This is a genomic window from Candidatus Vampirococcus lugosii (genome assembly GCF_018420025.1).
In the GTDB taxonomy this organism is placed as follows: Bacteria; Patescibacteriota; Gracilibacteria; order Absconditabacterales; family Absconditicoccaceae; genus Vampirococcus; species Vampirococcus lugosii.
In genome coordinates, this window is the sequence record NZ_JAEDAM010000016.1 from 1 (window position 1) to 17,747 (window position 17,747).

Genomic DNA, 17,747 nt, shown 5'->3' on the forward strand with positions numbered 1-17,747 from the left:
TTTCAAAATGTATTCATTTATCTACACTTTTGCATGATGCAGGAAAATTATGAACTGATTTATTAGCTCTTTCATCTAGAATTAAACTTAATGATGAAGAGTTTAGAGAAATTAAATCTCATCCTTGAAAATGAGAAGAACTTATAAAACATTTTACTTGATTAGAGAGTATACCAAAATTTATTTACGATGGAACTTTACATCATGAAAGACCAGATTGAAGATGATATCCTTTTTGATATTCTTTGGAACAAATTCCTTTAATATCAAGAATAGTTGCAGTGGCTGATATTATAGATGCAATGTTATGAAAAAGACATTATGTATTTGAAGAAAAATCTGTTAAATATGTATATGATGAATTAATTAAAGCTAGTTGAAAACAATTAGATGCTGAAATTGTAGATATAATTACTAAAGATAAAGAATTTTTTAAAAAACTTTATAGAATTTATAAAAAAATTAAAGATATTGATACTTTGGAAATTGAATCAAATTCAGAATTAATTGTAATTGATAGTTTAAATTAATCTCATAAGTTTTTTATCTCAATTTCTCAATCATTATCAATCATTTCAAAATAATATGTTTTTCAGTTTTTGTGTTCTATTATTATTATTTGAGAATTTTCACTAACTTGCAAATATTCAATATTATCTATTTCTCATATTTCATACAATATTTCAGATACAAACTTAAAATTATTTACTATCATTTTTGAATAATTTTCCATTTTGCCTTCTTTGTCATAATGGAATTTTTCGTTAATTATTTTAAATTTATTTATATCAGTTTTTGTATAATTTTGATATATTGATATAATAAAAATTGCAATTCATGATATTGTTGTAGCTATTCATATAACTAATTTTTTTGTCTCAAAAAAATATTCACTTACTTTTTTGATTCTACTTATAAATTTTTTGTTATTACGAATTTCAGTTCTTATTTCTTCAAGTTTTTCTATTCACTGTTTAGTTATTTTTAGATATATAAAATATCTATATAAAATATCAGTATTTATTTCCAATTTTCAATTTTTATTTTTTATTATTTTTGAAAAACTTATATTATTTTTTTTCAACATTTGTCTTATCCTCTTTTTACTAAGATTTTTCAAATTTTTAAATTTAAGGTTTCATATTCATACATTATAAAAAATTCTTTTTCTTAAATATGAATAATTTGTTCATATTTTTTGTAATTCTTTAGGATCAATTATTTCATATATATTTATATATCAAAAATTTTGTTCAAAAAATTTATTTTGAAGTAAAGATAAAACATATAGATCTATTTGCTTATCTAAATTTTTTTTATTTTTCTTTATATTTTCTTTTATAGCTTCGTTTATGTTTTCTTTTGTTTCTTTTGTTTTATCTTTTGTCATTTTTTTGTTTTTTTTAAGATCTATATACTCATAAGTAGAATTAATATAATATATATTAAATATTCAATGTCAATTTTTTTTATAATATAAATTATTTTTTGAATAAATATATATTATAATAATTTATATTTATATATCTAGTTTAATTAACATTAAAATTAAATAAATTTCATTATATATAAAAAATTTCATTATATATAAAAAATTTTATTATATATAATATAACTTAAATTTAACATAAACAATATTACGATTTTTATATAAAAATATTACAATTTAAAAAATTATTATTCTAATAATATATCTTTTATTGTTGTATCATCACTATATCAATTTAAATATTTTTTGATAAAAGGTTTTTTGTTCAAAAGTTTATCAACACTAGAAATAAGTTTTTCATAATCTCAATCTTTGGGATAAACATAAGTTATAGGATCTAATAATCAAGTTGGTCTTATTATTTGTTCAGGAACATCTCAAGATTTACTTATTTCATATTCTCAAGGTGTAGCAGATACAAATAAAGTTTTGGCATCTTTTTTTATTTTATTTAATCATAAATTTTGTATTATATCTTCATTGTATTCCCAGGATAAACTTGTTTTTAATTCATCAAAATTTAAAGGTCTATGATCTATAGCACTTGGTAATCTAAATCAATAATCAATTAAATTTAATTTTCTAGATCTATCAGCTTTTGGCATAGCTTGTAATTGTGGTAAACTCATATGAGATTCATCTATAATATACAAAAAATCATCTGGAAAATAATCAAAAATAGTATTTGGAGCTTGTCAAGCTTTTCTATCATCAAAATATGGAGAATAATTTTCTATTCAGGTAGTAAATCAAGTCTCTTTTATCATTCTAATATCGTATAAAACTCTTTTTTGTATTCTATTCGCTTCCAAATCTTTTCATTCTTTTTTGAAATATTCAACCCTTTCTTTCATTTCATTTTCTATAGCAATTAATATATTATCCAAATTTCACATATTTTGTAAAAATTGAGTTGCTGGCCAAATATTCAAATGATTTAATTTTCATTTATCAGAAAAAGTCATAGAATCTTTTATTGAAATAAATTCTAATTTATTTTCATCAAAAAATAATCTATAAAGTATATTTTCCATACTAGAATATATATCTACTATATCTCATTTAAACTCAAACATTCAAGCTTCTATTTTTCATAATACTGGTTTATATTGTATTTTTAATAAATTTCTTTTTATTTCATCAAAATCATATTCATTTCAAACTTCAAAATAAATTCTATTATTTTCAAAAGTATCTTTTGATCATAGACCATACAAAGATGAAACTGATGCAACAACTATAACATCTTTCCTACTCAACAAACTAGCCATAGTAGAAAGTCTAAACATTTCTATTTCTTTATTAATAGTACTTTCTTTTTCTATATATATATCACGATTTGGAATATAACTTTCAGGTTGATAATAATCAAAATATGAAACAAAATAATGAACAGCATTTTTTGGAAAAAAATATTTAAATTCAGTTGCCAATTGTGCTGCCAAAGTTTTGTTGTGCGACATTATCAATGTTGGTATTTGTAAATTTTGTATAATATTTGCCATAGTAAAAGTCTTACCAGTTCATGTCGCTCATAATAATGTTGATATATTTTTTTCAAGATTTAAATCAATCTAATATTTGTTTGATAGCTATTGGTTGATCTCAAGTTGGAGAATAACTTGAATTTAATTCAAATAACATAATTTTATTTTTTTACTATATTTAAATATAAGTAATATATTTTTTATTTTTAAAAATTAAAATTATTTTATAATAAATTAATTTAAAATATAATTTTACAAAAGTTATAAAAATAATTAAAGTAATAATATAATGAAATATAAAATTAATATTTATTAATATTTATTAAAAACAAAAAATATTAATAAATCTCATTTTTCCATATATCTTTAAGATTTTGTCTTTTTCTCACTTCTTTTATATCTCATTTCTTATCAATCAATAATTCTCAAACTTCTGGATAAGAATTATAATTTTTCATACTCATAGCAGTATTATAAGCTCAAACTCAATCAATAACTATAATATCTCATATATTAACTTTTGGTAATAATATTTCTTCAATAATTTCTTGATCATATAATTTGGTAGTAAGAATATCTCATGACTCACAACAATGCCCTACTACAACATATTTTTCTTTTTCTTGAGAATTGTTTATAATATATATAGCTTGTTGTACTCAATACATAGAAACTCTTGGCATTTCAGTCATTCAAGTATTAGTTCTCAAAAATTTATATCATTTTTTTCAAGTATCTACTATATCAACTATTTTTGCAATAATACTTCAAGCATTTATTATTATATATTTTCATGGTTCTAATTCCAAATGAATTTTTCTTTGAGTTTGTTTATGAAATTCTTCAAATTTTTCTTTGACTGCATTTCAAATTGATATTAAATCTGCTGTTTTTTCATAATCCATAATAGCCATTTTGAAACCTCATCACATATTCAAAATTTCAACATCTGGAAAATCTTTAACAAAATTTAATCAAATATTTGCTGTATTTACCCAAGATTCAGAAGTATTTTCTGATCAAATATGAAGATGAATTTTAGTTATTTTTAAATCATATTCTTGAACAATTTTTTTTACTTCTCAAATATATTCATGCCAAATACCAAAACTTGATGAAAGTCATCAAGTAGATATAGCTGTAAAAGCTCATGATCAAACTCAAGGATTTATTCTTATTCAACAAGTTCCTCCCCTTTTTAATTTTCAAAATTCTTGAAGCTGATACAAACTAGTAGCAACAAAAAAAACTCAAGTATTAATAAGTTTATCAAAATTTTCACTTAATTCTTGTCAAGAAATTTGAATATCATTTCATAGAAATCAAGCAGATAAAGCTCTATATACTTCATATTCTGAACTTGCATCAATTTTTATATTTTGATCTTTCAAAATTTTTAAAACATTCATATTTGAATTTGCTTTCATTGCATATCTAACAGTAAGTCAAAATGCATTAGGAAAATTGAGAAATTTTTGTGATGATTCCAATATTTTATTTTCACTGTATACATACACAGGAGTTTTATAATTATTTGTAATATACTCTATTTGAGAAATGTTTAAAAAATTCATTTTTATAGTTTAATAAATTATAAGTTATAAACTATAACTATAGTAATTTAAAATCATTTTTCAACAAGAAATTAAACTAATTTTGATGCTCGTAATTTCGAGCTTTAAATTTTAAAAAAAGTAAAAAATATATTTATTCATACTAATCAAAATATTTCGATGCTCATATTTTTGAGCTTTAATTATACTTATCACAAGTATAAGTAAAAATTTAAAAAATTCAAGTATTTTTTCAATAAATTGTGTCGGATTAGATTCAAGAAAAATATTTTTAATTATTTAAAATAAAATTATAAAATTTATGTAGTACATAAATCTATTTTTATTTTCTCGCAAATCCTTATCTAAATCAAGAATTTAGAAATTTTACTCTACAAAAATGAGTCTAAACAATATTTTATATTTCAATTTATTGAAAAAACAAAAAACATCTCTGAATTAAACAGAGATATTTTTTATATTACTGAGAAAAAATAAAATTTATTGATTATTATTTTCTTCTCTAGGTCTTGCATAATCTATTTTTATACTTCTATCATTAATTTCTGCTTCATGCATTTCTTCTTTAGCTTTGGAAGCATCTTCTGCATTAGCAAATTCTACAAAACCATAACCTTTACTTTTTTTAGTTTCTCTATCTAAGATAACTCTAGCAAAAGTAACTTCTCAATATTGAGAAAATATTTCTATTAGATCTTTACCTCTTAAAGCCCAAGGTAAATTCCCAACAAAAAGTGTATTTGATTGTTCACTCATAATAATAATTTGTATAATAAATATAAAGGCATATAAGCCTTCGAGACCAATTGACTAACTACTAAAACAACAACTTAAAGTATAATCATATTGCTACTCAAAAGACTTATCTAACATAATAATAATTTAAAAAACAATTTCAAGAGAAAATTAAATAATTATGCTATTATACCAAAAATAACTTAATTTATTAGTAGAAATATATAAATAAATATATATATAAATAAATAAATAAAATAAAAATGATAGAAAAATTAGAAAAAATTACAATCTTACATAAGTAGTGTTGAAACTTAAATAGATTTTAAAAAAAAATAAACTATCACACTAAAATTAGTAAGTATTTTTAGTATATAATAAAAACTCAAAAAAATTAAATTTTTGAGTTTTTTATCATAAATAATTATTTAGAATAATAATCTTTTTTATAAAGATTTCAAATAGGAAGTAATCTTCAAATAATTACATTTGATTTCAAATCAGATAATTCGTCTATGGATCATTTTGTAGAACTATCAACCATAATTCTCATAGTTTCCTGAAATGAAACAGAACTCATCCAAGATTTAGCTTCTTTTGCTATTTGAGTAAGTCATAATGCTAATCTTTCTCAACTAGCTTTTTTAAGACCTTGCTGTTCCAATTCTTCATTAGCTTTAACAAATTCTTCATAAATAACTATACTACCAGGAATAAATGTACTATCACCACTATCCTCTATTATTATTTTAGAAAATAATTGTTTAACTATAACTTCCATATATTTATCATTTACATCTTGTCATTGAGAAGTAAACACTTTTTTAATTTCTCTTACAATATATTTTTGTGCTTCCAAATCTCAAACAATTCATTTATATTCTCTAATATCCAAAGCTCAAGTTGATATTATTTGTCATTTAACAACATAAGCTCAAGATTTAACTTTAAATACAGTTCATCAAGACAATGATTTTTTATATTTACTAATTACTCAAAGTACAATACTATCAGTTTTAATATCTTTAACTTCTCATTCTTCTTGTACTTTTAATTGACTTTTATCTTTAATAGCAAATACTCATCATTTTTTCAGATAATCTCATGGTTTAACACATATAGAATATCATTTCTTTACAATATAATTCTTCATTTCTGGTTCGGAGATAATTTCTGCTTCCAACAATTTTCAAGTTTCATTAATTTGCAAAACTCAATCAAATGGAGCTACAATTGCAGAATTTTTAGGTTTTCTAATTTCAAATAATTCTTCAATTCTTTTAATACCTTGTGTCATATCTCATTCAGATGTTGCTACTCATCAACCATGGAAAGTTCTCATAGTTAACTGTGTACCAGGTTCTCAAATAGATTGAGAAGAAATTATTCAAACAGCTTCTCATATTTCTGCAATAGCTCTTTTTGAAAGATCTATTCAATAACACTTTTGACATACACCTGCTTCAGTTTTACAAGTAAGTGAAGATCTAATTTTTATAGCCTCAAAATTTTCTTCCAAAATTTTAGAAACAGTATCCCTATCAATCATTTCTCATTTACTAATAATAAGATCTCAATTAGATCAAACAATATCTTCAAGAATAATTCTTCAATAAATCATATTTCAAAATTTTTCTCATCTAGATTCTGCATCATCTTTAGATATTATTAATCAAGATTCTGTACCACAATCTTCTTCTTTTATTACAACTTCTTGAGATGCATCAACTAATCTTCTTGTCAAATAACCAGATTCAGCAGTTTTTAATGCTGTATCAGCTTTTCATTTTCTTGCTCAGTGAGCAGCAATAAAATATTCAATAGGAGTAAATCATTCAATCAAAGAAGATTTAATAGGTAATTCAATAATTTCTCAAGATGGAGAAACTACTAATCATTTAATTCAAGAAAGTTGAGTTAATTGAGACCAATTTCACCTAGCTCAAGAATCAATCAAAGTATAAACATCATTTCAATCTAAATAATATTTTTTTACTGCTCTTTCTATTTCAGTTTTTGCATAAGACCATATATTAATTATTAATCTATGTTTTTCTTCATCAGAAAGAAATCATTTGTACCAAAAATCATGTATTTTTCTTACACTTTCATCTCAAGATTCAAGCAAAGGTTTTTTATTTTCTGGAACATAAAGATCAAAAATATTAATACTAACCGCAGAAAATGTAGCAAATTTAAATCACCAATCTTTTATATTATCTGCAACTTTTACAACTTCTTCTCTTCAATATTCGTCATAAACTTTATCCAAAATTGATTTAAGCTGACCTTTTCATACAATTCCATCTATAAATCTTAATTTTTCAGGAATAATACTATTAAATAAAACTCTACCAACAATAGTTTTAAAATTTTTTCAATCATAAGAAAAATTTATAGTATCTCTTACATCAAGATTTCATGAATAATATCAATTTACAACAGAATCAATAGTATTAAAAATTCAAACAGGTTCTGGATTTGATAATTTATCATTTGTTAAATAATAAGAACCCAAAACCATATCTTGAGTATGAGTTATAATTGGATCTCAAGAAGCAGGTGTTAATATATTTTTATCTGAAGATACTAATTCTCTAGCTTCTCTTTGAGCTTCATCCGAAAGTGGTAAATGAACAGCCATTTGATCACCATCAAAATCTGCATTAAAAGCTGGACAAACTAATGGATGTATTCTAATAGTTTTTCATTGCATCAAACGAATTTTAAATGCTTGTATTCATAATCTATGTAATGTAGGAGCACGATTAAGCATAACATATTTTCAATCTATAACTTCTTTAAGAATTTTAAGAGCAATTGGAGATTCATCTTTAATAAGTTTTTCAGCTTGTTTTGGAGTATGAACTATATTTGCTCTAATTAATTTAGAAATTATAAAAGGGGTAAACATTTTTACTGCTATATATATAGGAAGTCAACATTCATTTAATTTCAAATCAGGTCAAACTGTAATAATAGATCTTCAAGAATAATCAACTCTCTTTCAAAGAAGATTTTTTCTAAATATTCATTCTTTACCAGAAAGCATATCAGTCAAAGATTTAAAAACTTTCATACCAGCTGCATCTTTTTCTCAAACTAATAGATTATTTACAGATTCTTGCAAAAGTCTAATTTCATTTTTTTTAATAACATCTGGCATACCAGCATCAATCATTTTTTTAAGTCTAAGATTTCTCATAAGAACTCTTTTATAAAAAAGATTAATATCAGAAGATGCAAATTTTCATCATTCAAGTTGTACTACAGGTCTAAGATCAGGTGGCATAACAGGTAAATTTTGTAATACTATCCATTCAGGTCTTACTCAACTAACATGTAAATTAATCAATAATCTCAATCTTTTAAATGTTTTATCTCTTTCTGCTCATTTTAATTTTCTAAAATTAGATAAAATATTTTGTATTTCTTCCTCAAGATTAATTTTTTCCAACAAATTAAGAATAGCAGTTGCACCAGATTCAAATTTAAATATTCAATCATATTTATAAAATATATTCCTATAATCACTTTCCAATACAGTAGAACCTTCTTTTAAGTTAGCAAGAATAGATTTTATTCTATTATATTCTTTTTCTATATCAGATTTATTTTTAGAATATGTTTTTTCAATTTCTTCTTTAGTTGTACTATATTCTTTAGTAGTAATTTCAGATTTTTTTGAATCTAATTCATTAATTTCTTCTTGATAATATTCTTCTATATTTTTTACTTTTGAAGTAAAATTATTATCAAGATTAGAAATAGCATTTTTCTTTTGATTTTTATCATATTCTATTACTATATACTTAACAAAATATAATATTTTTTCTATCTCTTTAACAGAAAGATTTAATAATAAACCAATTCTAGATGGAGTTGCTCTTGCATACCAAATATGAACTACAGGACTTGCCAACTCTATATGTCCCATTCTTTCCCTTCTTACTCTAGATGTAGTAACTTCCACTCAACATCTTTCACAAACAATTCCTTTATATCTAACTCATTTATATTTACCACAACTACATTCAAAATTTCTAATAGGTCCAAATATAGATTCACAAAAAAGTCATCATTGTTTAGGTTTTCATGTTCTATAATTAATTGTATCAGGAGAAGTAACAACTCAACTAGACCAATTTTTTATATCAGAAGGAGAAGCTAATTTTACCATCAATCAGTCAAAATTTTTATTTATCATAACAAAGAAAATGTTAATTTATAAATCACAAATATTTAATGTAAACAATAATAATTATTCAAGTTCTCCAAAATCTTCTAATTCTTTCATAACATTATCCATAATTTCCTTTTTTTCATCTTTAGTTCAAGACTTATCATCTTTATCATAAGATGTATCTATTTGTGCCGTAGTAATTCATTTAAGTCATAAATTAGCTATTTTTTTAATTCTTTCTTTATTAACTTTTTCTATTTCTTCTTTATCAAGTCAATAAACATTTTGTGCTAATCATTTCATAACATAAACTAATAAATTGAAAGATTCTGGAAGACCTGTAACTTTTATAGGCAATCATTTGATTATACTTTCATAAGTTTTATTTCTTCAAATAACATCATCTGATTTAATAGTTAACATTTCTTGTAAACTATAAACTGCAGAATAAGCTTCCAGTGCCCAAACTTCCATTTCTCAAAATCTCTGTCATCATTCTCTAGCTTTTCAACCCAAAGGTTGTTGAGTAATTAGAGAATAAGGTCAAACACTTCTAGCATGTATTTTATCATCTACCATATGAACAAGTTTTAATATATTCATATATCAAACAGTTACTTGTTGATGATATTTTTCTCAAGTTCTACCATCATACAAATCCAATTTACCATTTTCTGGCAATCAAAATTTAATAGATAAATCTTTAATTCATTGAACACCAAAATTTGAAAAAAGAGGAACAGCAAAATTAACTCATAAGAATTTTGCAATAGCTCATAATTGTGTTTCCAGAACTTGTCAAACATTCATACGAGAAACTACTCAAAGTGGATTTAAAATAACATCAACTGATTGTCAATCTATTGTAAAAGGCATATCTTCTTCTGGTACAACCGTTGCTATTATTCACTTATTTCAGTGTCTACCTGCAAGTTTATCTCAAACTTCAATTTTTCTTGTTGAGGCTATATAAAGTTTAATTTTTTTCTTAATACCAGCAGATACATTATCTCATTTTTGAGAATCCAAAATAACGACATCAACAACTTTACCTTGACTACCCGATGGCATATACAAAGAAGTATCTTTATAACTTTTTGATTTATCACCAAATATAGCTTGAATCAATTTTTCTTCAGGAGAAAGATCTCATTCTCATTTAGGAGTAATTTTTCAAACTAATATATCTCCTCATTTAACATAAGCTCATATTCTTATAATTCAATCTTCTGCCAAATTAGTAAGTTTTGACATAGAAACTCAAGGTATATCATTTGTAGTTTCTTCTAATCAAAGTTTAGTTTCTGCAACTTCAACTTCGTATTCTTCAATATGAATAGATGTCAATTCATCATCTTTAACTAATCTCTGTGAAATAACTATAGCATCTTCATAATTATATCATTCCCAAGACATAAATGCAACTCTAAGATTTTTTCAAAGAGATATATCTCAATTAACTATAGAAGGTCATTCTGCCAAAATATCTCATTTTGCAACAGATTGTCATAGACTAACCCTAGGATATTGATGAATAATACTTTTTTGATTAGATTTTTTAAAAGTTATTAATTTATATTCTTTCAATCAAATATTATTATAATTAACTTTAACTCTATTTCAATCTACATAAATAACTTCTCAATCTTCTTCAGCTTTTATAACTGCATAAGTCATATCTGCAATATCTCATTCAAGTCATGTTCAAACTAATGGAGCTTCTGGTTTTATTAAAGGTAGAGTTTGTCTTTGCATATTAGTACCCATAGCTGCTCTCACCGCATCATCATATTCAACAAAAGGAATTAAAGATGTATTTGCACTCAAAACTTGTGAAGGATTAACATCTATATGAGTAATATCATTTACATGAAACATTTCCATATTTGTAAAATGCCTTGCTGGCAACCTTTTAGTTTTAATATTTTTATATTCATCCAAAAGAATAGTAACATCAGCTATTATATATTTTTCATCATATTCTGGAGAAATATATTCAATTTCATCAGTAAGAAATGGTCTTACATTTATTTCTGCATCTTCTCAAAAATAATTTTGAAGAACTTTAGCATTATCATCTGAAATCATTTCTCAATCGTATACTAAAATATTTCAATCACTAGATACAACATCTTCATCTACAATTCTATTTATAAGTTCTGAATAAACACATTTAACTTTCTTTTTTATTTTCACAGCTGGTGTTTCCAAAAATCAATCTTCATTTATTCTTGAATACAAAGATTGATATATAACAAGTCAAATATTTTGTCATTCTGGAGTTTCAATAGGACAAATTCTTCAATAATGACTTTGATGAATATCTCTAACTTCAAAAGTTGTAGTTTCTCTTTTTAGACCACCAGGTCAAAGAGCCGTAATTCTTCTTTTATGTTCTATATCTGCAAGAGGATTTATTTGATCCAAAAACTGAGAAAGTTGACTTGTAGCAAAAAAACTTTTTATAGAATTATCAAGCATTTTAAAATTAACAAGGTCAGTTAATTTAATCTGTTCATCAAGATTTAAAATACTTAATTTTCATCTAACACTTTTTACAAATCTTCTAATTATAGGTTGCAAATGAGAATACAAAACTTCTCACATAGTTCTAATTCTTCTGTTTGAAAGATGGTCAATATCATCAGAATAATATCATCTTTTTTTATTTGCAAGATTAAACAGATATTTTAATGCATTAATAATATCTTCAGCATCAAATACATTTGAAGAAGGATCATCAAAAGATTTATTTATTCATAATTTAGCATTTATTTTTCTCCTAGCAATTCTTCATAAATTAATTCTATCTTCAGTCAAGAATAATGATTTAATATAATCCAATGCATTCTCTGGATCTATAATTTCTCATGGTCTAATCTTATTATAAATCAAAACTGCTGCATCCAAAGCATCAGATGTAGTATCTTTTTCCAAAGTAAAATTAATATAATCAAAATCTTCCTCATCAAAAACTCATACAAAAAGTTCTCTAATACTTTCATCAGTTTCAAAACCAAAAATCCTCAATAAAGCTGTAACAGGAAATTTTCTAGATTTATTTATCCTAACAACAATATTTCAAGTTTTTTCTGTAAAAACTTGAACCCAAGAACCATTTTCAGGAATAATTTTGAAAGAATAAGAATAATCTTTTTTATTAAAAGAATAAAATATTCAATAAGATCTAACTATTTGTGAAATAACAACTCTTTCAACTCAATTTATAATATAAGCACCCCGTTCTGTCATTAGAGGCAATGTTCATATATTAACTCTTTTATTAAAGATAACATTATTAGTTTGACTGTTTATAAGTTTTATTTTTCAAGATATAATTCAACCATATGTCATTTCTCTACTTTTACAAAAATCTGGATCTTCATATGGAGTTCATACTTTAAGATCTACAATACTAAGTTGAAGTTTTTCTGATGCAATATCATTAATAGGACAAACTTCATCAAATAATTTATTAAGATACACATCCAAAAACTCATCAAATCATTTTTTTTGAGTTCATAAAAGATCTGGAAAAGATGTAAAATTTCTAGATTCTGAAAGAAAATATCTTCAATTTTTCAATCAAAAATGTTCAATATCAATTGTTTTAGACATTATTTATATTTTATATTATAAACAACTTAAAAATAACCCTAATAGGGCTATAAATTACACACAAATAACAAAAAAGTCAAAAAAAATCATATTAGATTTATTTAAAAGTCAAAAATTATTTTTTTGAAACAACTAAAGAGTGTCTACCTTTAGCTCTTCTTCTTTTAAGAATATTTCTACCTGATTTAGTAGACATTCTTGCAAAAAATCAATGAACTTTAATTCTTTTTGACCACTTATATTTTCTAATCCTATTTAATTTTGATGGCATCAATATAAATTTTATATTATAAATATAGGATATATTCTTAAAACTAAAAAACTATTTTATATATTCTATTATTCACAGTTCCCTAGCTCTAATAATAGCTTTCCTAACTTTTTTTTGTTGAGAAACTGAATTACCAGTAAATCTCCTAGGTTTTATATCACCAAATCTAGTCATATATTTCTTAAGAAGAATTACAGATTTCCAGTTTATCAAATATTCATTATTTTTATCAAAATAACTTTTTTTTGACATAAGACAATTATATTTAATAAATAAATTTTTTCAATAATTCAAGACAAATAATAAAAGTTTATATATAAACTACTTATTTAATTGAGCAGAATCTAAATCTTTAAATGCTTTTTCAGTTTCTTCTTTCTTTTTTTCTTCTGCATCTTCAAAAGTTTTATTTATATCATAATACTTCAAAAACTTCTCACTTGAAGACATTGAATATATAAAATATCTAATAACTGACTCCATTAATTTAAGTTTATAATTAATAGTAGACAACAAATCATTATCTCAAGAGAAAAAAAGAGAAAGAAAATAAGCTCTATCATTTCAAGACACTTCATATGCCAAATCTAAAATACCAATATCATCTCTATCTAATATATTATCTCAAATTATTCATTCTATATTTGATATAACAGTTTTTATATCATCTTTATTCATTTTTGGATCAACAAGAACAACAAGTTCATATTTATTCATATTCAAATTTTTAACTTGTAAAAACAAATAATACTATATACTATATACTATACCTTCTAAATTTCAAAAAATCAAATCAATCTGGCAATATATCTTTCATTTTTTTAGATTCATCTCTAATATAAGATTGTTCCATCAAAACTATATCACCAAAATGTTTAGAAACTTTTCCTTCCAATATTTTTTCCAAAACTTCTTTTGGTTTTCAAGAACTTTCAATTTCTTCTCTAAATCAATTTTTAATAGCTTCAATATAATCACTAGGAACATCTTGTATAGACTTATATTCAGGATCCATAGCAGTTATTTGCAAAGCAATTTCTTTTGCACTATCATCAAAATCTCAACCATCATAATAAACAACAGTAATAATTTTATCACCTGGATGAGAATAAATATAAGATTTTCAAGAATCAACAAAGACATCCAACAACTTTATATTTTCTCATATAGTTCATATAGCACTATTAATTATAGGAGTCAAATTATTATCAATAAAATCAGAATCTACATCATTTAAACTATCAATAGAATCTAAATTTTCTCAAAAAATATTTAAAATTTCTTCTACTAAAGCATGAAAATCTGGACTTTTTGCAACAAAATCTGTTTCACATCAAAGTTTAACTCAAACATTTTTTCAATTAATTTTCAAAACCTTAACAACACCATCATTAGTATCTCTATCAAATTTTTTAGCGGCTTTAGATGCACCTTTTTCTTTTAAATATTCAACAGAAGCATCAAAATCTCATCAAGTTTTTTCTATAGCTTCTTTACAATCTTTAAAAGCTGCTTTTGTAGTTTCTCTAAGTTTTTTCAAAAGTTTTATATCTGCCATAATCTAAGAATTAATGTAATACAAATAAATATTTCACAAAACAACTATAATTCTTTATCAGAAGAATCTATATCTTCAAACAAATCAGACACCCAAGATCATATTCAATAAAAAATAGGAAAAATAGTTTTATTTGATGAAGTCGTATAAAAACCTTCATTAGCTTGTTTAATAAATATAATAAACATTACCAATAAAAACAAAAAAATTAATATTGGTAGAGCTCTCAAAAAAGGTATAAAAATCAAAAACACACTAACAACCAAACTTCAAACAAAAATTAGCCACCATCAAATAGCTTGTTTAAAATGAAAAGTTCAATATTTTCATAATTTTTCTGAATTCAATCAAAAAAATATTCATACCAAAAAATACATAACCACTGCCCTTTTTCTTTCTGTTGAAGCTGGAACATAATTCTCATCAATAAGACTATTTAACTCATTTTTTTTATTAGACATAATTTATTTTTTTAGAAGATATTCTATAACAAATTTAACACTTCCATAAGAAGTTATATTTGACACAACTAAACTGGAAGAGTCCCAATATTTATCAAAATCAGTTGAAGAAAGAATAACATTATCCAATCATAATATTTCAATCTCTTTAACAAAACTAGATAAAGCAACTCAATCCAAAACAATAGCAAAATCTGGAGATTTCTTTAAATTTTTAACACCACTATAAATTAATTTTAATTTATTCAATTTCTTAATAGTTTGTTGCTTTTCTTTTTTTGATAAAGTCGCAAAATCAGAAGATTCAACAAAAGCCGAAAGCTCAAGCATAGAATTTATTCTAGATTTCAAAGTATCAAAATTAGTAAAAACACCAGAAGGAACATTATTATTCATATAATGAATTCATTGAGATTCACAAATATCTTTTATTTCGTCTCTAAATATAACTTTATCAGAAACAAGAAGTATATCTTTTCATTCATTTTTTGCAGACTGAATTCTTTCCCTTGCTATCTTAAGTTGAGATAATATATATTCTGGATTTATAATAACCAATCAATCTCTAACATCAGCCCAATATTTTCTAGTTTTAGGATTAGCAAACCTTTTTAATGTTCAAACATAAGATTTAGCTCAAACAACACTATCAACTGTTATTTCCATAATTTAATTTTAAATAACTTATAAAACTATTTTAATGTAACTGTAGCACCAGCAGCTTCTAATTTAGATTTTAACTCTTCTGCTTCTTCAACAGCAATTCATTCTTTAACCAAAGTAGGAGTTTTCTCAACCATTTCTTTAGCTTCTTTTAATCACAATCATAAAGCTTCTTTAATAGCTTTAATAACAGATATTTTTTGTTGCCCTATTTCAGATAATTCAACAGCAACAGTATCATTTCATTCATCAGCATCATCTCAAGCCCCTCAAGCCCCTCATACAGCTACAGCAGCAGCGGAAACACCAAATTCTTCTTCCAAAGCTTTAACAACTTCATTTAATTCACTTACAGTAAGCTCTTTCAATAAATCTATAATTTTTTGTCAATTTTCTGATATACTCATTTTTGATTAATAATTAATTAATTTAAAAATAATTCAAACTATTCTCATTTTTTAGCAATTTGATCAACACCAACAGCAAATGAACGAAGTGGATAATTCATCAAAAAAGCAAATTTAGACAACAATTCATCTTTAGTTGGAAGTTCAGCAATTTCTGATACATAAGAACTATCTTTCCACTCTGAATCGTACCATCATCAAAGATAAACTAATTCAAACAACTTTTTCTCTTTCTTCGCTTGTTTAACAAATTTTGAAACTTCTTTTAAAGGAAGATATTCATTTTCTCAAGAAGAAAACAAAGCAATTACTGATCACTCCAAATCATCCAAAGAAACTTCTCATAAACCCGAAGAAATAGCTGTAGACAAAAAAACTCTTTTCTTAACAACAACCATCTTAGCACCAAACTCAACTATACTATTCCTCAATTTATTGATTTCATTAACAGGTATTCATGATTGCTTCAACAAAACAATATTCGATGAAGATTCAATATCTACCTTATAATTATCAACAAGACTTTCTTTCTGTTTCCTTGTTAAAGCCATATAAATATAAACTTAAATCATAAAAAAACCTTAAAACATTAAGGTGATTTAAATCAAAAAATGAGATTTAATAACCACCTAGGCAGGATTTATTTTATAGCAACACTACAAAACCTACTTTCTTTAGTAGTTTTTAAAATAAAAACTATAATACAGTTTATAATGATTTAATATAAAAAATCAAGAGAAAATAAACTAACCTTCTGCAATAAAAAGATAAAAAAAGCTTGAAAAGTTAATTAAGAACTAATAAAAAACAATAAATAAAAAAGGTGGAATTAGTAGAAATTTATGAAAAATATGTATAAAGGAGGTATTAAAATTAAGTATAAATGCATTAAAATTAATAAAATATAAGAAAATGAATTATATAAAAAAACTGTTAAATTTAAAAAATTTTGAACAAGAAATTTCTAATTCTGTAGAAAATATGTATGATAAATTATATAAACTTACATATAATTACAAAAAAGATTCAGCTAAACTAATAAAAGATATAGTACAGTGATTTTTGAAAACAAAAGATATTTCTTTATCAGAAATAAGTAGATATTCTTTTAAAAATAGTAAACTGTAATATAGACTAGCGTTATTTACACAAAAAGATATAATAGATAAAATTTTTATTTGTGTAAAAAACAAAATATGAATATACATATAACATGTACTCAAAAAAAAGAACATAAAAATCAGAGACTAACAGAAAAGAATCGTAAACATATTCGAAAACTATATTGTGATCAATGGTCT

17 protein-coding genes are annotated in these 17,747 nt (G+C 23.7%); 2 read left to right on the forward strand and 15 right to left on the reverse strand.

Annotated features, from left to right (window positions below; genetic code table 25):
* On the forward strand, nt 1–530 hold a 530-nt coding region (locus tag VAMP_RS01900; RefSeq protein WP_213348652.1), incomplete at its 5' end, for an HD-GYP domain-containing protein.
* Here VAMP_RS01900 and VAMP_RS01905 read toward each other — a convergent pair.
* The 15 genes from VAMP_RS01905 to rplJ all read right to left on the reverse strand — a co-directional run bounded on the left by VAMP_RS01905 (nt 527) and on the right by rplJ (nt 16,997).
* Nucleotides 527–1,390, reverse strand: a complete 864-nt coding sequence (locus VAMP_RS01905) for a hypothetical protein (protein ID WP_213348654.1) — start codon at nt 1,388–1,390, stop codon at nt 527–529. The genes VAMP_RS01900 and VAMP_RS01905 overlap by 4 nt on opposite strands.
* 287 nt (nt 1,391–1,677) lie before the next feature.
* Complete coding sequence (locus VAMP_RS01910) at nt 1,678–2,994, reverse strand: hypothetical protein (protein WP_213348656.1); 1,317 nt, start codon at nt 2,992–2,994, stop codon at nt 1,678–1,680.
* Nucleotides 2,995–3,004: 10 nt separating this feature from the next.
* Nucleotides 3,005–3,133: a hypothetical protein gene (locus tag VAMP_RS06650; RefSeq protein ID WP_275052384.1), complete on the reverse strand. Its 129-nt coding sequence runs from the start codon at nt 3,131–3,133 to the stop codon at nt 3,005–3,007.
* Nucleotides 3,134–3,314: 181 nt separating this feature from the next.
* Nucleotides 3,315–4,550, reverse strand: a complete 1,236-nt coding sequence (locus tag VAMP_RS01915) for a diaminopimelate decarboxylase (protein WP_213348658.1) — start codon at nt 4,548–4,550, stop codon at nt 3,315–3,317.
* A 480-nt stretch (nt 4,551–5,030) separates the two neighbouring features.
* On the reverse strand, nt 5,031–5,306 hold the full coding sequence (locus VAMP_RS01920) for an RNA recognition motif domain-containing protein (RefSeq protein WP_213348660.1): 276 nt from the start codon (nt 5,304–5,306) through the stop codon (nt 5,031–5,033).
* 403 nt (nt 5,307–5,709) lie between these two features.
* Nucleotides 5,710–9,492: a DNA-directed RNA polymerase subunit beta' gene (rpoC, locus tag VAMP_RS06970; RefSeq protein WP_213348662.1), complete on the reverse strand. Its 3,783-nt coding sequence runs from the start codon at nt 9,490–9,492 to the stop codon at nt 5,710–5,712.
* A gap of 54 nt (nt 9,493–9,546) precedes the next feature.
* A complete protein-coding gene (locus tag VAMP_RS06975; protein WP_213348664.1) occupies nt 9,547–13,086 on the reverse strand; it encodes an RNA polymerDNA-directed RNA polymerase subunit B in 3,540 nt (1,179 codons plus the stop codon).
* Between the two features lie 115 nt (nt 13,087–13,201).
* On the reverse strand, nt 13,202–13,357 hold the full coding sequence (gene rpmH / locus VAMP_RS01935) for a 50S ribosomal protein L34 (protein WP_213348666.1): 156 nt from the start codon (nt 13,355–13,357) through the stop codon (nt 13,202–13,204).
* 51 nt (nt 13,358–13,408) lie between these two features.
* Nucleotides 13,409–13,609: a 30S ribosomal protein S18 gene (rpsR, locus tag VAMP_RS01940; RefSeq protein ID WP_213348668.1), complete on the reverse strand. Its 201-nt coding sequence runs from the start codon at nt 13,607–13,609 to the stop codon at nt 13,409–13,411.
* A gap of 69 nt (nt 13,610–13,678) precedes the next feature.
* Complete coding sequence (gene rpsF / locus VAMP_RS01945) at nt 13,679–14,074, reverse strand: 30S ribosomal protein S6 (RefSeq protein WP_213348670.1); 396 nt, start codon at nt 14,072–14,074, stop codon at nt 13,679–13,681.
* 40 nt (nt 14,075–14,114) lie between these two features.
* On the reverse strand, nt 14,115–14,915 hold the full coding sequence (tsf, locus tag VAMP_RS01950) for a translation elongation factor Ts (protein WP_213348672.1): 801 nt from the start codon (nt 14,913–14,915) through the stop codon (nt 14,115–14,117).
* A 44-nt stretch (nt 14,916–14,959) separates the two neighbouring features.
* The gene (locus VAMP_RS01955) at nt 14,960–15,376 is read right to left on the reverse strand and encodes a hypothetical protein (protein WP_213348674.1); all 417 of its coding nucleotides are present in this window, start codon (nt 15,374–15,376) and stop codon (nt 14,960–14,962) included.
* Nucleotides 15,377–15,379: 3 nt separating this feature from the next.
* The gene (gene rpsB, locus VAMP_RS01960) at nt 15,380–16,042 is read right to left on the reverse strand and encodes a 30S ribosomal protein S2 (RefSeq protein ID WP_213348676.1); all 663 of its coding nucleotides are present in this window, start codon (nt 16,040–16,042) and stop codon (nt 15,380–15,382) included.
* Between the two features lie 26 nt (nt 16,043–16,068).
* Nucleotides 16,069–16,446, reverse strand: a complete 378-nt coding sequence (gene rplL, locus VAMP_RS01965) for a 50S ribosomal protein L7/L12 (RefSeq protein WP_213348678.1) — start codon at nt 16,444–16,446, stop codon at nt 16,069–16,071.
* A gap of 38 nt (nt 16,447–16,484) precedes the next feature.
* Nucleotides 16,485–16,997 carry a 50S ribosomal protein L10 gene (gene rplJ, locus VAMP_RS01970; protein WP_213348680.1) on the reverse strand — a complete coding sequence of 171 codons (513 nt, stop codon included), beginning with the start codon at nt 16,995–16,997 and terminating at the stop codon, nt 16,485–16,487.
* A 361-nt stretch (nt 16,998–17,358) separates the two neighbouring features.
* On the opposite strand from rplJ, the gene VAMP_RS01975 reads away from it, so the two are divergent.
* Entirely contained in the window at nt 17,359–17,574 is a 216-nt protein-coding gene (locus VAMP_RS01975) for a hypothetical protein (RefSeq protein WP_213348682.1), read from the forward strand.
* Nucleotides 17,575–17,747 lie beyond the last annotated feature (173 nt).